The organism is Bradyrhizobium sp. S69 (genome assembly GCF_009766005.1).
In the GTDB taxonomy this organism is placed as follows: domain Bacteria; phylum Pseudomonadota; class Alphaproteobacteria; order Rhizobiales; family Xanthobacteraceae; genus Bradyrhizobium.
The window spans coordinates 487,249-504,353 of sequence record NZ_LMUK01000060.1 but is presented as its reverse complement, the minus strand read 5'-3'; the positions used below and the strand labels follow the sequence as shown (position 1 = coordinate 504,353).

Genomic DNA, 17,105 nt, shown 5'->3' with positions numbered 1-17,105 from the left:
TTCGTACATTGGCTTGCAGTGCAGCGCGGTTCCGCCGAAACTGCCCATAAGTATCCGGGAGAGAAGCATTAATATGAAAATGACCCGCAGGGGCGCGCTTGGCGCGGCCTCGGCCGCCTTGGCCACCACCATCCTCGGTAAACCGGCCAGCGCGGCCGCTGAATTCGAATTCAAGCTTGGCGTCGACACGCCGGACGAGCATCCGTTGACGATTCGGCTGATCGAGGCGGCGCGTGCGATCGGGTCGCAGTCGGGCGGCCGGCTCAACATCGCGGTTTTCTCGAACAGTCAATTGGGTGGCGATCCCGAAATGCTGTCGCAGGTGCGGGCCGGCGGCATTGAACTGATGGCAGCGCCCAGCCTCACGCTGTCGATCCTGGTGCCGCTCTCGGGCCTGCCCAGCATCGGTTTTGCCTTTCCCGGCTACGATCAGGTCTGGTCAGCGATGGACGGTGGGGTCGGCGATCTCGTCCGCGACGCTATCGGCAAGGCCGGGGTCGTGCCGATGCGGAAAGTCTGGGACAATGGTTTCCGGCAAATCACGTCATCGTCGAGCCGGCAGATCAACAGCGTCGAGGATCTCAAGGGATTCAAGATACGCGTTCCGGTCACCGCACTCCTGACCTCGCTGTTCTCCGGGCTCGGTGCGCTGCCGGCGAGCATCAGCGTCAGCGAGCTCTATTCGTCGCTGCAGACCCACATCGTGGAAGGGCAGGAAAATCCGCTGGCGCAGGTGTCGACCAACAAGATGTACGAGGTGCAGAAATATTGCGCGCTGTCGAACCATTGCTGGAGCGGTTACTGGATCATTGGTAATCGCCGCGCGCTGTCCGGTCTGCCGGCCGACCTGCTGGAGATCCTCAACGGCGGTTTCGATGCCGCCGCCGCCAAGGAGCGCGCCGACCTCGTGGAGATGGACCGCTCGCTGCAAGCCGAACTCACCGGCAAGGGCATGATTTTCAACAGGCCGGACCCGGTGCAGTTTCGTGCTGCCTTGGTGAAAGCGGGCTTTTACGCCCAATGGCAGAAGACCTATGGCGCGGAGGCTTGGGCGCAGCTCGAGAAATATACCGGGCCGCTGATCTGATATCACCGGCGCGCTTACCTCCGGCGTAATCGCGCGCGCTACCGCGGCAGGGCATGATCCAATCATCGGCAACAAGTTCGCCGACCGATCATGTCTTGCAAACGGAGATGCGCGATGAACCCTCGATCTGTCCTCCAGGTCCCGGCAAAGGACGGCACCAAATTGTTTGTGCAGGATTGGGGCAGCGGCCGGCCGCTGCTGTTTCTTGCCGCCTGGACCTTCAATTCCAGCGTCTGGGGCAGCTACATCGCCGCGCTGAACGCGAGGGGTTTTCGCTGCATTGCGCCGGATCGGCGTGGGCACGGCCGGTCCGACATGCCGGCAACCGGATATGACATCGACACGCTGGCCGACGATTTGGCTGCGATCATCGAGCAGCGTGACTTGCGCGACGTGACGCTCGTGACCCATTCGATGGGGTCGATCGAGGCGGTCAACTATTTGGCGCGGCACGGGTCGGCTCGGATTGCGAAACTGGTGCTGCTGGCTCCGACGACGCCATTCCTGGTGCAGACCGAAGACAATCCGGACGGGGTTCCGCAAGCCGCCATCGAGGCCGACAACGCGGTCGTCGCGCAGGACTTCCCGAAATGGATCGCCGCAAACGAGGCGCCGTTCTTCATGCCCGACACACCGGAGATCACGCGAGCCTGGGTCCGGGAGATGATGCTGAGCGTGCCGCTGCCGGTCGCGCTGGCGTGCCGCAAGACCATCTCCTTTGCCGATCTTCGCGCCGCGGCCGCCGGGATCGATCGCCCGACCTTGATCGTGCAGGGCGACCAGGACGCCAGCGCGCCATTGCCGCTGACAGGCGCCAAAACGGCCAAGCTGATCAAGGGCAGCAAGCTTGTCGTCTACGAGGGAGCGCCGCACGGACTGACGCTGACGCACAGCGAACGCCTTGTTTCCGACCTGCTTGCCTTCGTGGCGGGCTGAGCAGCGGGTGGGCTAGCTCGCCCGCTGGATATCGGCACGGATCGAGCGCGCCGCGAGGGCGAACAACAGCGCGCCGAGCGTGGTCGCCACCGCTGCCGAGAGCAGCGAATAGCGCACGGCGTCGGCGCCGTAATCGTTCTTGAGGGCGTCGTTGAGCATGCCCACCGCCAGCGGGCCGATACCCTGAGGCGGGGGGGGCCTGCGCTACAAGCGCATGGCGGGGCTTTCCTCGGGTGGAATTCGGGCTGGTGGTCTCGCTCGGGCGCCGGCCGCCGACGGACGTGGTCCGTCAGGCCGGGGCAGTCGGCACGGACAAGGGACAGATCGGTCGGCCGCTGCCCGGAACGATCGCATCGGGAGACCGGCGCTGCGGTGGCGGGGGGTGCCGGATCGGCCTGACCGATCGACCGGCGTTCGGGGTTTCCCACCGCGCCCGGGGATGGCTGGAACTGTCAAGATAGCTTGTCTTGCGCCCCTTGTTGCGCTGCGCTAAGCCTCAGAATAATTCCAATCAACGAATCTGCGGGACCAAAACCGCGGGAAAAGGCCTCGCCGATGACCGGCATCTTGCAGAACTACCTTCCACTCGTGGTGTTTATCGGGGTTGCAAGCCTGATCGGTCTGGTGCTGCTGATCGCCCCTTTCCTGGTCGCCTTTCAGCAACCGGATCCGGAAAAGCTCTCCGCCTATGAGTGCGGATTCAACGCTTTCGACGACGCCCGCATGAAGTTCGACGTTCGCTTCTATCTGGTCGCGATCCTCTTCATTATCTTCGACCTCGAAGTGGCATTCCTGTTTCCGTGGGCGGTGGCGTTCGGAAAACTCGGCGTCACCGGCTTCTGGTCGATGATGGTTTTCCTTGCCGTCCTCACCGTCGGCTTCGCCTATGAATGGAAGAAAGGCGCGCTCGAATGGGATTGAGCCCCGCTGCCACAACCGCAAGACCCGTATCGGCAAGACCCGCAGTCGCGCCAGCCGCGACCGGCATTATCGATCCGTCCACCGGAAGGCCGGTCGGCGCCAACGATCCTTACTTTCTCGAGGTCAACCACGAGCTGTCCGACAAGGGCTTTTTCGTTGCGGCGGCCGACGACCTGATTACCTGGGCGCGCACCGGCTCGCTGATGTGGATGACGTTCGGTCTCGCCTGCTGCGCGGTCGAGATGATGCAGGTCTCGATGCCGCGCTATGACGTCGAGCGGTTCGGCTTTGCGCCGCGCGCCTCGCCGCGGCAATCCGACGTGATGATCGTGGCGGGCACGCTGACCAACAAGATGGCGCCGGCGCTCCGCAAGGTCTACGACCAGATGCCGGAGCCGCGTTACGTGATCTCGATGGGGTCGTGCGCCAATGGCGGCGGCTACTATCATTATTCGTATTCGGTGGTGCGCGGCTGCGATCGCATCGTGCCGATCGACATCTACGTGCCCGGCTGCCCGCCGACCGCGGAGGCGCTGCTGTACGGCGTGTTGCTGCTGCAGAAGAAGATCCGCCGCACCGGTACCATCGAACGCTAAGTAAGGGTTGTGTAATGGACGACGGCAGGCTCGACGCCCTGGGGCAGACGATTGTTAGCGCGCTTCCGGGTGCCGCGACCGGTCATGCGGTCGCGTTCAACCAGCTCACGGTGACGGTCGAGGCGGAGAAGATCGTCGATGTGGTGCGTTTCCTGCGCGACGATCCTGCCTTGCGCTTCGTCAATTTCACCGATGTGACCGCGGTCGACTATCCCGGGCGCGAGAAGCGCTTCGACGTGATCTATCATTTTCTGTCGCCGACACTGAATGCGCGGCTTCGGCTGCGCGCGCAAGCCAGCGAAACCACGCAGGTGCCCTCGATCATCGAGGTGTTTCCGGGCGCCGACTGGTTCGAGCGCGAGTGCTATGACCTCTATGGCGTGATCTTCGTCGGCCATCCGGACATGCGGCGGTTGTTGACCGATTACGGCTTCGACGGCCACCCGCTGCGCAAGGATTTTCCGCTCACCGGTTTCGTCGAGGTGCGTTACGACGATCAGGAGAAGCGGGTGGTGTACGAACCCGTCCGGCTCAATCAGGAATTCCGCAAATTCGATTTCCTCTCGCCATGGGAAGGCGCTGATTATCCGCCGCTGCCCGGGGACGAGAAGGCGGAACCGAAGGTCTGACCATGAACGAGCAAAACCTCCGCAATTTTACCATCAACTTCGGGCCGCAACATCCGGCGGCGCATGGTGTGCTGCGTCTGGTGCTGGAACTCGACGGCGAGGTGGTTGAGCGGGTCGATCCGCATATCGGCCTCTTGCACCGCGGCACCGAGAAGCTGATCGAGACCAAGACCTATCTACAGGCGATCCCGTATTTCGACCGCCTCGACTATGTCGCGCCGATGAATCAGGAGCATGCGTTCTGCCTTGCGGCGGAAAAGCTGCTCGGCATCGAGGTGCCGCGCCGCGGGCAATTGATCCGGGTGCTGTATTGCGAGATCGGCCGCATCCTGTCGCATCTACTCAATGTCACTACGCAGGCGATGGACGTCGGCGCGCTGACCCCGCCATTGTGGGGCTTCGAAGAGCGCGAAAAGCTGATGGTGTTTTATGAGCGCGCCTCCGGCTCGCGCATGCATGCGGCGTTTTTCCGGGTCGGCGGCGTGCATCAGGATCTGCCGCCGAAACTGATCGACGATATCGAGGCCTGGTGCGATCCGTTCCTGCAGGTTGTCGCCGACCTCGAGACGTTGCTGACCGGCAACCGCATCTTCAAGCAGCGCAACGTCGATATAGGCGTGGTGACGCTGCAGCAGGCGTGGGAATGGGGTTTCTCGGGCGTCATGGTGCGCGGCTCGGGCGCGGCGTGGGATCTGCGCAAGGCGCAGCCTTATGAATGTTACGCCGAGATGGATTTCGATATTCCGATCGGCAAGAACGGCGATTGCTACGATCGCTACTGCATCCGCATGGAAGAAATGCGCCAGTCGGTGCGTATCATGCGGCAGTGCATCGCCAAACTGCGCGCCGCCGACGGGCAGGGGCCGGTGGCCGTCCAGGACCACAAGATTTTCCCGCCGCGTCGCAGCGAGATGAAGCGTTCGATGGAAGCGCTGATCCATCACTTCAAGCTCTACACCGAAGGCTTCCACGTGCCGGCCGGCGAGGTCTATGTCGCGGTTGAAGCGCCGAAGGGCGAGTTCGGCGTCTATCTCGTCGCCGATGGCAGCAACAAACCGTATAAATGCAAGATCCGCGCACCGGGTTTCGCGCATCTGCAGGCGATGGATTTCATCTGCCGGGGCCATCTGTTGGCCGACGTCTCGGCCATCCTGGGCTCGCTCGACATCGTGTTTGGAGAGGTCGATCGGTGATGGCGCAAGCGCCGATCCAATTTGACCGGACTTCAGGAGCTCTCGAGGGAGCCAACCTGTGGGAGCGAACGGCCGCGCTGGCGCTGGCGACGGGCTCTAAAATATCGTCGCACTTCTCGCATCGCGGCTACATCGGCTGCGCCAATCTGCTGCGCAAGACGCTGCCCGAGCGCAACATCGCGATCAAGCTCAACCCCGACGCGACCTTCGAATTCCCCTATGGCGATGGCTACTGGAGCAAGCTGCTCAATCGTTCCTACCACTATGAGGACGAACTGGAGTTGCTGTTCCGGGATTCCGCCAACGTCGATTACACGTTGCTCGATTGCGGCGCCAATTATGGCTATTGGTCGGTGCTGGTCTCGAGCGCGCCCATGGGCTCGCACAAGGCCATCGCGATCGAGCCGTCGTCGCAGAATTTCGCCAAGCTGAAGAATAATGCCGAGATCAATGGCAACCGCTTCGAGTCGATGAAATGCGCGATCGGGGCTGCGCGCGGAACGGCGCGGCTCTCCGGCACCAAGCACGAGGCGTTCAGTATCGCGGGCGGGCCGGCCAGCGACGGCGAGGATGTGCCGGTGATCGCCCTCGACAATCTACTGGATGACGGCAAGGTTTCCGCCGACGGCAAATATCTGATCAAGCTCGATGTCGAAGGCGTCGAAATCGAGGCCATCAAGGGCGGCACACGGCTGTTGCAGGCCGACAGCGTGATCCTGTGCGAGGAACACGGCAACGATCCGCAGCATACCGTGTCGCGCTATATCCTCGAACAGACCCCGCTGAAGCTGATCGTCTACGATCCCAGGAGCAATCGCCTGGAAACCGTCACCGAGCTTTCGATTCTCGACCGCATCAAGGTTTCATCCCACGTCGGCTATAACGTATTCGGCACCGCAAGCGCATTTTGGCAGGACAGGATCAATGCCCTGAACGCCAACGCCGCGCGCCGCTCGCAATGAGAGACTGAGAGAAATGTCCGTCCGCCGTCTCGCACCAAAGGAACTTCAGCCCGCGAACTTCGAGTTCTCGGCCGAGAATCTGGCTTGGGCCAAAGCCCAGATCGTCAAATATCCGGAGGGCCGCCAGGCTTCCGCAGCGATCGCGATCCTGTGGCGGGTGCAGGAACAGCACGAGGGCTGGGTTTCGGAAGCCGCGATCCGCGCGGTCGCGGACCTGCTCGATATGCCCTACATCCGCATGCTCGAAATCGCGACCTTCTATACGATGTTCCAGCTGCAGCCGGTCGGCAAGAAGGCCCACGTCCAGGTGTGCGGCACCACGCCGTGCCGGTTACGCGGCGCCGGCGACCTGATCGAGGTATGCGAGAGCAGGATCCATCACGACCCCTTCCATCTGTCCGCCGACGGCAATTTCAGCTGGGAAGAGGTCGAGTGTCTCGGCTCCTGCGTGAATGCGCCGATGGTGATGATCTGGAAGGACACCTACGAAGACCTGACCAAGGACAGCTTCGGCAAGGTGCTGGACGGCTTTGCCTCCGGCAATCCGGTGCAGCCGGGGCCGCAGAATGGCCGTCAGTTCTCCGCGCCGCTGGGCGGACCGACCACGCTGAAGGAAACCACCTGATGCGTGCTCACGCCAAGTCTTATCCGTTAAGCAGTCTTATTCGTTGATCTGAGGAAAATTCACGTCATGCTCGACGACAAGGACCGGATCTTCAAGAACCTCTACGGCCTCCACGATTGGGGTCTCGAGGGCGCGCGCCGCCGTGGCGCCTGGGATGGCACCAAGGCGATCATCGACAAGGGCCGCGACTGGATCATCGCCGAGATGAAGGCTTCGGGCCTGCGTGGGCGGGGCGGGGCGGGCTTTCCGACCGGGCTAAAATGGTCGTTCATGCCCAAGGAATCCAAGGACGGCCGGCCGAGCTATCTGGTGGTCAACGCCGACGAATCCGAACCCGGTACCTGCAAGGACCGCGAGATCATGCGGCACGATCCGCACCTTCTGATCGAAGGCTGCCTGATCGCGAGCTGCGCGATGGGCGCGCACGCCTGCTACATCTATGTGCGCGGCGAATTCATCCGCGAGCGCGAGCATCTGCAAGCTGCGATCGACCAGGCCTATGAGGCCAAGCTTGTCGGCAAGGACAATGTCAACGGTTGGCCGTTCGACATCTATGTTGCGCACGGCGCCGGCGCTTATATCTGCGGCGAAGAGACCGCGCTGTTGGAGAGCCTGGAAGGCAAGAAGGGCCAGCCGCGGCTGAAGCCGCCGTTCCCGGCCAATGTCGGCCTCTATGGCTGCCCGACCACCGTCAACAACGTCGAGTCGATCGCGGTCGCGCCCGACATTCTGCGGCGCGGCGCGGCATGGTTCGCGGGTATCGGCCGGCCCAACAATGTCGGCACCAAGCTGTTTTGCATTTCCGGCCATGTCGAGCGCCCCTGCAACGTCGAAGAGGCGATGGGCATTCCGTTCCGCGAACTGATCGACCGTCATTGCGGCGGCATCCGCGGCGGCTGGGACAATCTCAAGGCGGTGATCCCCGGCGGCTCGTCGGTGCGCATGGTGCCGGCCGAGCAGATCATCGATACGCCGATGGATTTCGACAGCCTCGGCAAGCTGCGCTCCGGTCTCGGCACCGCGGCCGTCATCGTGATGGACAAGTCGACCGACCTGATCCGCGCCATCGCGCGCATTTCCTATTTCTACAAGCACGAGAGCTGCGGCCAGTGCACGCCGTGCCGCGAGGGCACCGGGTGGATGTGGCGGGTGTTGAACCGGATGGCCGAAGGCCGCGCCCACAAGCGCGAGATCGACATGCTGCTCGAAGTGACAAAACAGATCGAGGGCCACACGATTTGCGCGCTGGGCGACGCCGCGGCGTGGCCGATCCAGGGCCTGATCGCCCATTTCCGTCACGAGATCGAAGAACGGATCGACCAATATTCGCACAAGGCGGATGTCGACGATGCCGGCATCCTCGATCCCACCCATATGGTCGCGGCGGAGTGATCGCGATGTCGCAGCCGAGCATTTTCTGGTGGCAGAAATTCGGAACGCTGGCGCAGATGGCGCAGGCTGGCGTTGCGTTGCTCGGTTTTGTGGCGATCCTGTTCCAGATCAACGAAATTCGTGGCAACAGCCGCGCCGCGAGCGCCCGGCAGGCCTTCCTCGGCTATACCGACCTGGCGTTTAGAAATCCGAAATTCTCCGTTCCCGACTACGACGTCATCAAGACCGGGGGCGGCGACGAGCGGGCGCAGTATGAGAGTTTTGTCTCGTATTTCCTCTACGCCTGCGAAGAGGCCACCGCCGCGTTCGCCGGCAAGCCGGAATGGCAGGCTTCCTGCGACTACGATTTGAGGCCGCATCTGCCGTTCTTGTGCGAAAAGAACGTCGCCGAGCCGGCTTATCTCGCGACCTACAGCGCCGACACCCAGCAATGGGTGAAGGCGTCCATGAAGACCGCCAGCGTCACACCACCCGACTGCAAGCTCGGAAAGACTTGAGAGCGCAATGACCATACTCATCGTCGATGGCAAAGAGATCGATGTTCCCGCGGAATACACGCTGCTGCAGGCGTGCGAGGCCGCGGGCGCCGAAATTCCGCGGTTTTGCTACCACGAGCGGCTGTCGATCGCCGGCAATTGCCGGATGTGTCTCGTCGAGGTGAAGGGCGGCCCGAAGCCGGTCGCGAGCTGCGCCTGGGGCGTTCGCGATTGCCGTCCCGGTCCCAAGGGCGAGCCGCCGGAAATCTCGACCCGCTCGCCGATGGTCAAGAAGGCGCGCGAAGGCGTGATGGAATTCCTCTTGATCAACCATCCGCTGGACTGCCCGATCTGCGATCAGGGCGGGGAGTGCGACCTGCAAGATCAGGCGATGGGCTATGGCGTCGACACCAGCCGCTTTGCCGAAAACAAGCGCGCGGTCGAGGACAAATATCTCGGCGCGCTGGTCAAGACCTCGATGAACCGCTGCATCCAGTGCACGCGCTGCGTCCGCTTCTCCGCCGAGGTTTGCGGCGCGCCGGAAATGGGCGCCACCGGCCGCGGCGAGGATATGGAGATCACCACTTATCTCGAGTCTGCGCTGACCTCGGAATTGCAGGGCAATCTGGTCGATATCTGCCCGGTCGGCGCGCTGACCTCGAAACCGTATGCGTTCGCCGCACGGCCGTGGGAGCTCGGCAAGACCCAGTCGGTCGATGTGATGGACGGCGTCGGCTCGTCGATCCGGGTCGATACCCGCGGCCGCGAGGTGATGCGGATTTTGCCGCGCATCAACGAGGCGGTGAACGAGGAGTGGATTTCCGACAAGACCCGTCATGTCGTCGACGGCCTGCGCACGCAGCGGCTCGACCGCCCCTACATCAGGGAGAACGGCCAGCTCCGCGCCGCGTCGTGGCAGGAAGCCTTCGCCGCGATCGCGGCCAAGGTCGGTCGGATCGACGGCAAACGGATCGGCGCCATCGCCGGCGACCTTGCCGCGGTCGAAGAGATGTTCGCGCTGAAGGAATTGCTGGCGAAATGCGGCTCTGCGAATCTCGCGGTCCAGGGCGGCGAAGCGTTCGATCCCAAGGCCGGGCGCGCTTCGTATATTTTCAATCCGACCATTGCCGGCATCGATCAGGCCGACGTGCTTCTGATCGTGGGCTCGAACCCGCGCAAGGAAGCGGCTGTGTTCAATGCGCGGATCCGCAAGCGCTGGCGCAGCGGTCAGCTCAAGATCGGTGTCATCGGCGCCAAGGCCGACCTGACCTACGGCCACGACTATATCGGTGCGGGCACGGACTCGCTCAGCGATCTCGCCGCCGGCAAGCATTCCTTCGCCGACGTGCTTAAAGCTGCGAAAAATCCGGTCGTGCTGGTCGGCGCCGGCGCGTTGGCGCGCCAGGACGGCGCCGCGGTGCTGGCACTTGCCGCCAAGCTCGCGTCGGATGTCGGTGCGATCAAGGATGGCTGGAACGGCTTTGGCGTGCTGCACGAAACCGCCTCGCGGGTCGGTGCGCTCGATATCGGCTTTGCCGCCGGCGCAGGCGGCTTGAACGCGGCGCAGATGACCACGTTCGGCACGCTCGACGTGCTGTTCTTGCTCGGCGCCGACGAGATCAAGGCGCCGGATGGCACGTTTGTCGTTTACATCGGCACCCATGGCGACCGCGGCGCGCACCGCGCCGATGTGATCCTGCCGGGGGCTGCCTATACGGAAAAGCAGGGGCTGTTCGTCAACACCGAAGGCCGGGTGCAAACCGCCAACCGCGCGGCGTTCCCGCCGGGAGAGGCGCGCGAGGACTGGGCGATCATTCGCGCGCTATCGGACGTTCTCGGCAAGAAGCTGCCCTTCGATTCGCTCGGCGCGCTGCGCCAGGCGCTCTTCAAGGCGGTGCCGCATCTGATGCGGGTCGACCAGATCGAAGCCGGCAATGCGGCCGACCTGAAAACGCTTGGCGGCAAGGGCGGCAGCGTGGAGAAGGCGCCGTTCAAGACGCTGGTCGAGGATTACTATCTGACCAACCCGATCGCGCGCGCGTCGGCTGTCATGGCGGAATGCTCCCGCCTGGCTTCCGGGCACATGCTGACCGCAGCGGAGTGAGCGTGACCTGATGGCTGATTTCTTCGCAAGCGCATTCTGGACCGGCTTCCTGTGGCCGCTGATCATCATGGTCGCGGAAAGCCTGCTGCTGCTCGTGGTGCTGTTGATCGCGATCGCCTACATCCTGCTGGCCGACCGCAAGATCTGGGCCGCGGTGCAGATCCGGCGCGGCCCCAACGTGGTCGGGCCGTTCGGCCTGTTTCAATCCTTCGCCGACCTCCTGAAGTTCGTGCTGAAGGAACCGACCATTCCGGCCGGCGCCAACAAGGGCGTGTTCCTGCTGGCGCCCCTGGTATCGTGTGTCCTGGCGCTCGCGGCCTGGGCCGTGATCCCGATGAATCTCGGCTGGGTGATCTCCGACATCAATGTCGGCGTGCTCTATATTTTCGCGATCTCCTCGCTGTCGATCTACGGCATCATCATGGCCGGCTGGTCGTCGAACTCGAAATATCCGTTCATGGCAGCCCTTCGCGCCGCGGCCCAGATGGTGAGCTACGAAGTCTCGATCGGCTTCGTCATCATCACGGTGCTGCTGTGCGCGGGATCGCTGAACCTGTCGGCGGTGGTCGAGGCGCAGAATACCCGCGGATTCGCCAGCCTGATCGGCCTGCCGCAACTGACCATCCTGAACTGGTACGTCTGGCCGTTGTTCCCGATGTTCGTGGTGTTTTACGTCTCGGCACTGGCTGAGACCAACCGGCCGCCGTTCGATCTGGTGGAAGCTGAATCCGAACTGGTCGCGGGCTTCATGGTCGAATATGGCTCGACGCCCTATCTGCTGTTCATGCTCGGCGAGTATGTCGCGATCACCACGATGTGCGCGATGGCCGCGATCCTGTTCCTCGGGGGCTGGCTGCCGCCGGTGGCGCTGCCGCCGTTTACCTGGGTGCCCGGGATCATCTGGTTCGTGCTCAAGGTATTTTTCATGTTCTTCATGTTCGCGATGGCGAAGGCGATCGTGCCGCGCTACCGCTACGATCAATTGATGCGGCTCGGCTGGAAAGTCTTCCTGCCGCTGTCGCTGGCGATGGTGGTGATTGTGGCCGGCGTGCTGCAATTCACCGGCATCGCGCCGAAGTGAGGTCGCCATGAGTGTCAACATCAACGCCACGGCCCGTTCGCTGCTGCTGTCCGAATTCGTATCGGCGTTCATTCTCGCCATGCGTTATTTCTTCAAGCCGAAGCCGACGCTGAACTACCCATTCGAGAAGGGGCCGATCTCGCCGCGCTTCCGGGGCGAGCATGCTCTGCGACGTTATCCGAACGGTGAGGAGCGCTGCATCGCCTGCAAGCTGTGCGAGGCGATCTGCCCGGCGCAGGCGATCACCATCGAGGCCGGCCCGCGCCGCAACGACGGCACCCGCCGCACCGTGCGTTACGACATCGACATGGTGAAATGCATCTATTGCGGCTTGTGCCAGGAAGCCTGTCCGGTCGATGCCATCGTCGAGGGACCGAATTTCGAATTCGCGACCGAGACCCGCGAGGAACTCTATTATGACAAGGCGAAACTTATCGCCAATGGCGACCGTTGGGAGCGTGAGATTGCAAAATCGATCGAACTCGACTCGCCGTACCGGTGAGGTGAGGACATGATCCTTCCGGCGCTGTTCTTTTATCTGTTTGCCGGCATTTGCGTCGCGTCCGCCGTGATGGTGATCGTGTCGCGCAATCCCGTGCACTCGGTGCTGTTCTTGATCCTCGCCTTCGTCAATGCGTCCGGCCTGTTCATGCTGATGGGTGCCGAATTCCTGGCGATGATCCTGGTCGTGGTCTATGTCGGCGCGGTCGCGGTGCTGTTCCTGTTCGTGATCATGATGCTCGACGTCGACTTCGTCGAACTGCGCGAGGGTTTTAGCCAATACCTGCCGTTCGGTCTGGTGATCGGCGGGATATTCCTCGCCGAATTGCTGCTGGTCGGCGGCGGCTGGGTCATCAACCCCGGCGTCGCCAAATCGATTACGTCGGCGATTCCGACCAATGTCAGCAACACCGAGGCGCTCGGCCTCGTGCTCTATACGAAATACATCCACTACTTCCAGGTCGCGGGCATGGTGCTGTTGGTCGCCATGATCGGCGCCATCGTGCTGACGTTGCGCCACAAGGTCAGCGTCAAGCGCCAGGAGATCAACGTGCAGAATGCCCGGACGCCGGAACTGGCGATGGCGGTGCGCAAGGTGACGTCGGGGCAGGGCCTTCAGGACGCGGACGCGGCGGAGTGGGTGCAATGACGATCGGTCTTGGACATTACCTCGCGGTCGGCGCCATCCTGTTCACGACCGGGATTCTCGGCATCTTCCTTAACCGCAAGAATATCATCGTCATCCTGATGTCGATCGAGCTGATCCTGTTGGCGGTCAACATCAACCTGGTGGCGTTCTCGACGTTCCTCGGCGATATCGTCGGCCAAGTGTTCGCGCTGTTGGTGCTGACGGTGGCCGCGGCGGAAGCGGCGATCGGTCTGGCGGTGCTGGTGGTGTATTTCCGCAACCGCGGCTCGATTGCGGTTGAAGACGTCAATCTGATGAAGGGCTAGCGCTTCCATGATCCAGGCAATCGTCTTCCTGCCGCTGATCGGCGCTATCCTCGCGGGGCTGATCGCGATATTCGGCGCGCATGCGCGCAATCCGAGCGGCGACGCGGTCGAGCATCATGATGACGCGCACGGCGCCGATGCGCATGCCCAAGACTCCCACACTTCTGATGCCCACGCTTCCGTGGCGCGCGCTTCCATTGCCCATGACGATCATGCGACCGACGATCACGGCCACGGCGATCATCACGCGGTTGAGCCGGCGGCTGCCGGATCGCGCGCGGCGGAGTTGATCACCACGGGCCTGCTGCTGGTCTGCGCGGGATTGTCGTGGTTCGTTTTCTTCGACGTCGGCTTCGGGCATCACGACGCGCGGATCGCGCTGTTCCCGTGGATCACCTCAGGCGACCTGCAAGTGTCGTGGTCGCTGCGGGTCGATACGCTGACTGCCGTGATGCTGGTGGTGGTCAACACCGTGTCGTCGCTCGTGCATCTTTATTCGATCGGTTACATGGACGAAGACCCGTACCGGCCGCGGTTCTTCGCTTATCTTTCGCTGTTCACCTTCGCGATGCTGATGCTGGTGACCTCGGACAACCTTGTGCAGATGTTCTTTGGCTGGGAAGGCGTCGGGCTCGCGAGCTATCTATTGATCGGGTTCTGGTACCAGAAGCCGACGGCGAACGCCGCTGCGATCAAGGCCTTCGTGGTCAACCGGGTCGGCGATTTCGGTTTTGCGCTCGGCATCTTCTCGGTCTTCGCGCTGATCGGCTCGACCGATTTCGAAACCATTTTCGGCGGCGCGCCGGGCCTCACTGGCAAGACCATCGATTTCTTTGGCTGGCATCCCGAGGCGCTGACCCTGGCCTGCCTGCTGCTGTTCATGGGCGCGATGGGTAAGTCAGCCCAGTTCCTGCTGCACACCTGGTTGCCGGACGCGATGGAAGGCCCGACCCCGGTGTCGGCGCTGATCCACGCGGCGACCATGGTCACCGCGGGCGTGTTCATGGTGGCGCGGCTGTCGCCGTTGTTCGAACTCGCACCGGACGCCCAGGCCGTGGTGATGTTCTTCGGCGCGACGACGGCATTCTTTGCCGCCACGATCGGCCTGGTGCAGAACGACATCAAGCGCATCGTGGCCTATTCGACCTGTTCGCAGCTCGGCTACATGTTCGTGGCGATGGGAGCAGGGGCCTACTCCGTCGGCATGTTCCATCTGTTCACGCACGCCTTCTTCAAGGCGCTGTTGTTCCTTGGCTCGGGTTCGGTGATCTACGCGATGCATCACGAGCAGGACATCCGCAACATGGGCGGGCTGTGGCGCAAGATTCCGTTTACTTTCGCGGTGATGTGCGTCGGCACCCTGGCGTTGACGGGTTTTCCGATGTTCGCCGGCTATTTCTCAAAGGACGCGATCATCGAGTCCGCTTATGCCTCGCATAATCCGTTCGCGACCTATGCCTATATCCTGACGATCGCGGCCGCCGGCCTGACCTCGTTCTATTCGTGGCGGTTGATCTTCAAGACCTTCTTTGGCGAGCCGCACGATCAGGAGCACTACGAGGCGGCGCATGAAGCCCCGCTGACGATGCTGATCCCGATCGGTGTCCTGGCGATCGGCTCGATTGCCGCGGGCTTTGCCTTCAAGGCGTTGTTCGTCAGTCCGGCAGGCGTCGAGGAGTTCTTCCGCGAATCGGTCAAGATGAACCCGCATATCCTCGAAGACATGGAGCAGATGCCGCATCTGCTGGGATATCTGCCGTTTGTGATGATGGTGCTGGGCTTTGCCGTCTCGTATCTGTTCTATATCCGCAGGCCCTATCTGCCGGTCGAACTCGCAAACCAGCAGCCGTTGCTCTACCAGTTCCTGCTCAATAAATGGTATTTCGACGAGCTCTACGACTTCATTTTCGTTCGCCCGGCAAAATGGCTCGGCCGCTTCCTGTGGAAGGTCGGCGACGGCAAGATCATCGACGGCTTCGGGCCGGATGGCTTTTCGGCCGGGGTGCTCTATGTCACGCGCAACGTCGTGAAGCTGCAGACCGGCTATCTCTACCACTACGCCTTCGCGATGCTGATCGGCGTCGCGGGATTGATCACCTACTTCATGTTCGGCGTGGGAGGCCAGTGATGACTACCTGGCCCATTCTCTCCGTCGTCACCTTCCTGCCGGCGTTCGGCGCGTTCCTGATCTATCTCAGCCGCGGCAACGACGAGGCTGCCGAACGCAATTCGCGCTGGATCGCGCTGTGGACCACGCTGATCACCCTTGCGGTGTCGTTGATCCTGGTCTGGCGCTTCGATCCGGCGCAGCCGGATTTTCAATTCGTCGAAAAGGCGCCATGGCTCGCCAGCGCCATCACTTACCATATGGGCGTCGACGGCATTTCGCTGCCGTTCGTGATCCTGACCACCGCCATCTTGCCGTTCTGCATCATCGCGAGCTGGAAGTCGGTGAAGATGCGGGTGCGCGAATACATGATGGCGTTCCTGGTGCTGGAAACGCTGATGATCGGCACGTTCTCTTCGCTCGACCTCGTGCTGTTCTACCTGTTCTTCGAGGGCGGCCTGATCCCGATGTTCCTGATCATCGGGGTGTGGGGCGGCCCGCGCCGGGTCTATGCCAGCTTCAAGTTCTTCCTCTACACGCTGCTCGGCTCGGTATTGATGTTGCTGGCGATCATGGCGCTGTACTGGAATGCCGGCACCACAGATATCCCGACCCTGATGCATACCGCGGTTCCGCGGTCTTTGCAGACCTGGGCGTGGCTGGCGTTCTTTGCGTCTTTTGCGGTGAAGATGCCGATGTGGCCGGTTCACACCTGGTTGCCGGATGCGCACGTCGAAGCGCCGACCGCGGGCTCGGTGATCCTGGCCGCGATCCTCCTGAAGATGGGCGGCTACGGCTTCCTGCGGTTCTCGCTGCCGATGTTCCCGCTCGCCTCGCACGACTTCGCGCCGCTGATCTTCACGATGTCAGCCATCGCCATCATCTACACCTCGCTGGTGGCGCTGATGCAGGAAGACATGAAGAAGCTGATTGCCTATTCGTCGGTCGCCCATATGGGCTTCGTCACGATGGGCATTTTTGCCGGCACCGTTCAGGGCGTGGCCGGCGGCGTGTTCCAGATGGTCTCGCACGGCATCGTGTCGGGCGCGCTGTTCCTCTGCGTCGGCATTATCTACGACCGGATGCACACCCGCGAGATCGCGGCCTATGGCGGGCTCGTGAACCGCATGCCGCTCTATGCTCTCGTGTTCCTGGTCTTCACCATGGCCAATGTCGGTCTGCCCGGCACCTCCGGCTTCGTCGGCGAGTTCATGACCCTGATCGGCACCTTCAAGGTCTCGCTGCCGACCGCGTTCTTTGCTACCACCGGCGTGATCCTGTCGGCAGCCTATGCGCTGTGGCTCTATCGCAAGGTGGTGTTCGGAGCGCTGGTGAAGCCGTCGCTGGCGAGCATGAAGGACCTCACGGCGCGTGAATGCCTGACGCTGCTGCCGCTGCTGGCCCTTACCCTGCTGTTCGGGTTCTATCCGAAGCCGGTGCTCGACATGTCGGCGGCATCGGTGCAGCAACTCGTTACCAATTACAGCCACGCGCTGACGACGCAGGCCGCCGCGCTGTTGCAATGAAAAGACTGGTTAGGA

General features: G+C 62.5%; 17 protein-coding genes and 2 pseudogenes. 18 read left to right on the top strand and 1 reads right to left on the bottom strand.

The features are described from left to right. The first annotated feature begins 73 nt into the window (after positions 1 to 73). Entirely contained in the window at positions 74 to 1,087 is a 1,014-nt protein-coding gene (locus GSQ88_RS34060) for a TRAP transporter substrate-binding protein (RefSeq protein WP_174248177.1), read from the top strand. A gap of 114 nt (positions 1,088 to 1,201) precedes the next feature. Beyond that, a complete protein-coding gene (locus GSQ88_RS34055) occupies positions 1,202 to 2,023 on the top strand; it encodes an alpha/beta fold hydrolase (RefSeq protein ID WP_159012619.1) in 822 nt (273 codons plus the stop codon). Positions 2,024 to 2,035: 12 nt separating this feature from the next. Here GSQ88_RS34055 and GSQ88_RS34050 read toward each other — a convergent pair. Beyond that, positions 2,036 to 2,209: pseudogene (locus tag GSQ88_RS34050) on the bottom strand (spinster family MFS transporter); the annotation flags it as partial. A gap of 4 nt (positions 2,210 to 2,213) precedes the next feature. Here GSQ88_RS34050 and GSQ88_RS35910 point away from each other — a divergent pair. From GSQ88_RS35910 to GSQ88_RS33970, 16 genes and pseudogenes are all read left to right on the top strand, one after another. Continuing rightward, positions 2,214 to 2,361: pseudogene (locus GSQ88_RS35910) on the top strand (MarR family winged helix-turn-helix transcriptional regulator); the annotation flags it as partial. A gap of 217 nt (positions 2,362 to 2,578) precedes the next feature. Beyond that, positions 2,579 to 2,944: an NADH-quinone oxidoreductase subunit A gene (locus GSQ88_RS34040; protein ID WP_159012618.1), complete on the top strand. Its 366-nt coding sequence runs from the start codon at positions 2,579 to 2,581 to the stop codon at positions 2,942 to 2,944. Next, on the top strand, positions 2,935 to 3,540 hold the full coding sequence (locus GSQ88_RS34035; protein WP_159012617.1) for a NuoB/complex I 20 kDa subunit family protein: 606 nt from the start codon (positions 2,935 to 2,937) through the stop codon (positions 3,538 to 3,540). The genes GSQ88_RS34040 and GSQ88_RS34035 overlap by 10 nt, the downstream gene beginning before the upstream one ends. A gap of 14 nt (positions 3,541 to 3,554) precedes the next feature. Then, positions 3,555 to 4,169 (top strand): NADH-quinone oxidoreductase subunit C, encoded by a 615-nt coding sequence (locus GSQ88_RS34030; RefSeq protein ID WP_159012616.1) that lies wholly within the window; start codon positions 3,555 to 3,557, stop codon positions 4,167 to 4,169. Positions 4,170 to 4,171: 2 nt separating this feature from the next. Continuing rightward, complete coding sequence (locus GSQ88_RS34025) at positions 4,172 to 5,362, top strand: NADH-quinone oxidoreductase subunit D (protein WP_159012615.1); 1,191 nt, start codon at positions 4,172 to 4,174, stop codon at positions 5,360 to 5,362. Next, complete coding sequence (locus GSQ88_RS34020; RefSeq protein WP_174248189.1) at positions 5,362 to 6,324, top strand: FkbM family methyltransferase; 963 nt, start codon at positions 5,362 to 5,364, stop codon at positions 6,322 to 6,324. The genes GSQ88_RS34025 and GSQ88_RS34020 overlap by 1 nt, the downstream gene beginning before the upstream one ends. 13 nt (positions 6,325 to 6,337) lie before the next feature. Next, the gene (nuoE, locus tag GSQ88_RS34015; protein ID WP_159012613.1) at positions 6,338 to 6,949 is read left to right on the top strand and encodes an NADH-quinone oxidoreductase subunit NuoE; all 612 of its coding nucleotides are present in this window, start codon (positions 6,338 to 6,340) and stop codon (positions 6,947 to 6,949) included. A 66-nt stretch (positions 6,950 to 7,015) separates the two neighbouring features. Then, positions 7,016 to 8,341 carry an NADH-quinone oxidoreductase subunit NuoF gene (nuoF, locus tag GSQ88_RS34010; RefSeq protein ID WP_159012612.1) on the top strand — a complete coding sequence of 442 codons (1,326 nt, stop codon included), beginning with the start codon at positions 7,016 to 7,018 and terminating at the stop codon, positions 8,339 to 8,341. A 5-nt stretch (positions 8,342 to 8,346) separates the two neighbouring features. After that, positions 8,347 to 8,838, top strand: coding sequence for a hypothetical protein (locus GSQ88_RS34005; protein WP_159012611.1), 492 nt, complete (start codon positions 8,347 to 8,349; stop codon positions 8,836 to 8,838). A gap of 7 nt (positions 8,839 to 8,845) precedes the next feature. Then, on the top strand, positions 8,846 to 10,921 hold the full coding sequence (gene nuoG, locus GSQ88_RS34000; RefSeq protein ID WP_159012610.1) for an NADH-quinone oxidoreductase subunit NuoG: 2,076 nt from the start codon (positions 8,846 to 8,848) through the stop codon (positions 10,919 to 10,921). A 10-nt stretch (positions 10,922 to 10,931) separates the two neighbouring features. Continuing rightward, positions 10,932 to 12,002 (top strand): NADH-quinone oxidoreductase subunit NuoH, encoded by a 1,071-nt coding sequence (nuoH, locus tag GSQ88_RS33995; protein WP_159012609.1) that lies wholly within the window; start codon positions 10,932 to 10,934, stop codon positions 12,000 to 12,002. A gap of 7 nt (positions 12,003 to 12,009) precedes the next feature. Beyond that, entirely contained in the window at positions 12,010 to 12,504 is a 495-nt protein-coding gene (gene nuoI, locus GSQ88_RS33990; protein ID WP_159012608.1) for an NADH-quinone oxidoreductase subunit NuoI, read from the top strand. 9 nt (positions 12,505 to 12,513) lie between these two features. Beyond that, positions 12,514 to 13,152: an NADH-quinone oxidoreductase subunit J gene (locus GSQ88_RS33985; RefSeq protein ID WP_159012607.1), complete on the top strand. Its 639-nt coding sequence runs from the start codon at positions 12,514 to 12,516 to the stop codon at positions 13,150 to 13,152. Then, positions 13,149 to 13,457: an NADH-quinone oxidoreductase subunit NuoK gene (gene nuoK / locus GSQ88_RS33980; RefSeq protein ID WP_159012606.1), complete on the top strand. Its 309-nt coding sequence runs from the start codon at positions 13,149 to 13,151 to the stop codon at positions 13,455 to 13,457. The genes GSQ88_RS33985 and nuoK overlap by 4 nt, the downstream gene beginning before the upstream one ends. A gap of 7 nt (positions 13,458 to 13,464) precedes the next feature. After that, positions 13,465 to 15,585, top strand: coding sequence for an NADH-quinone oxidoreductase subunit L (gene nuoL, locus GSQ88_RS33975; protein WP_159012605.1), 2,121 nt, complete (start codon positions 13,465 to 13,467; stop codon positions 15,583 to 15,585). Continuing rightward, positions 15,585 to 17,090, top strand: a complete 1,506-nt coding sequence (locus GSQ88_RS33970; protein WP_159012604.1) for an NADH-quinone oxidoreductase subunit M — start codon at positions 15,585 to 15,587, stop codon at positions 17,088 to 17,090. Before nuoL ends, GSQ88_RS33970 begins: the two co-directional genes overlap by 1 nt. Positions 17,091 to 17,105 lie beyond the last annotated feature (15 nt).

Bases quoted from the DNA above. Each gene is read 5' to 3' on its own strand.
- GSQ88_RS34060 (WP_174248177.1), top strand. From the start codon at position 74: ATGAAAATGACCCGCAGGGGCGCGCTTGGCGCGGCCTCGGCCGCCTTG.
- GSQ88_RS34055 (WP_159012619.1), top strand. From the start codon at position 1,202: ATGAACCCTCGATCTGTCCTCCAGGTCCCGGCAAAGGACGGCACCAAA.
- GSQ88_RS34040 (WP_159012618.1), top strand. From the start codon at position 2,579: ATGACCGGCATCTTGCAGAACTACCTTCCACTCGTGGTGTTTATCGGG.
- GSQ88_RS34035 (WP_159012617.1), top strand. From the start codon at position 2,935: ATGGGATTGAGCCCCGCTGCCACAACCGCAAGACCCGTATCGGCAAGA.
- GSQ88_RS34030 (WP_159012616.1), top strand. From the start codon at position 3,555: ATGGACGACGGCAGGCTCGACGCCCTGGGGCAGACGATTGTTAGCGCG.
- GSQ88_RS34025 (WP_159012615.1), top strand. From the start codon at position 4,172: ATGAACGAGCAAAACCTCCGCAATTTTACCATCAACTTCGGGCCGCAA.
- GSQ88_RS34020 (WP_174248189.1), top strand. From the start codon at position 5,362: ATGGCGCAAGCGCCGATCCAATTTGACCGGACTTCAGGAGCTCTCGAG.
- nuoE (WP_159012613.1), top strand. From the start codon at position 6,338: ATGTCCGTCCGCCGTCTCGCACCAAAGGAACTTCAGCCCGCGAACTTC.
- nuoF (WP_159012612.1), top strand. From the start codon at position 7,016: ATGCTCGACGACAAGGACCGGATCTTCAAGAACCTCTACGGCCTCCAC.
- GSQ88_RS34005 (WP_159012611.1), top strand. From the start codon at position 8,347: ATGTCGCAGCCGAGCATTTTCTGGTGGCAGAAATTCGGAACGCTGGCG.
- nuoG (WP_159012610.1), top strand. From the start codon at position 8,846: ATGACCATACTCATCGTCGATGGCAAAGAGATCGATGTTCCCGCGGAA.
- nuoH (WP_159012609.1), top strand. From the start codon at position 10,932: ATGGCTGATTTCTTCGCAAGCGCATTCTGGACCGGCTTCCTGTGGCCG.
- nuoI (WP_159012608.1), top strand. From the start codon at position 12,010: ATGAGTGTCAACATCAACGCCACGGCCCGTTCGCTGCTGCTGTCCGAA.
- GSQ88_RS33985 (WP_159012607.1), top strand. From the start codon at position 12,514: ATGATCCTTCCGGCGCTGTTCTTTTATCTGTTTGCCGGCATTTGCGTC.
- nuoK (WP_159012606.1), top strand. From the start codon at position 13,149: ATGACGATCGGTCTTGGACATTACCTCGCGGTCGGCGCCATCCTGTTC.
- nuoL (WP_159012605.1), top strand. From the start codon at position 13,465: ATGATCCAGGCAATCGTCTTCCTGCCGCTGATCGGCGCTATCCTCGCG.
- GSQ88_RS33970 (WP_159012604.1), top strand. From the start codon at position 15,585: ATGACTACCTGGCCCATTCTCTCCGTCGTCACCTTCCTGCCGGCGTTC.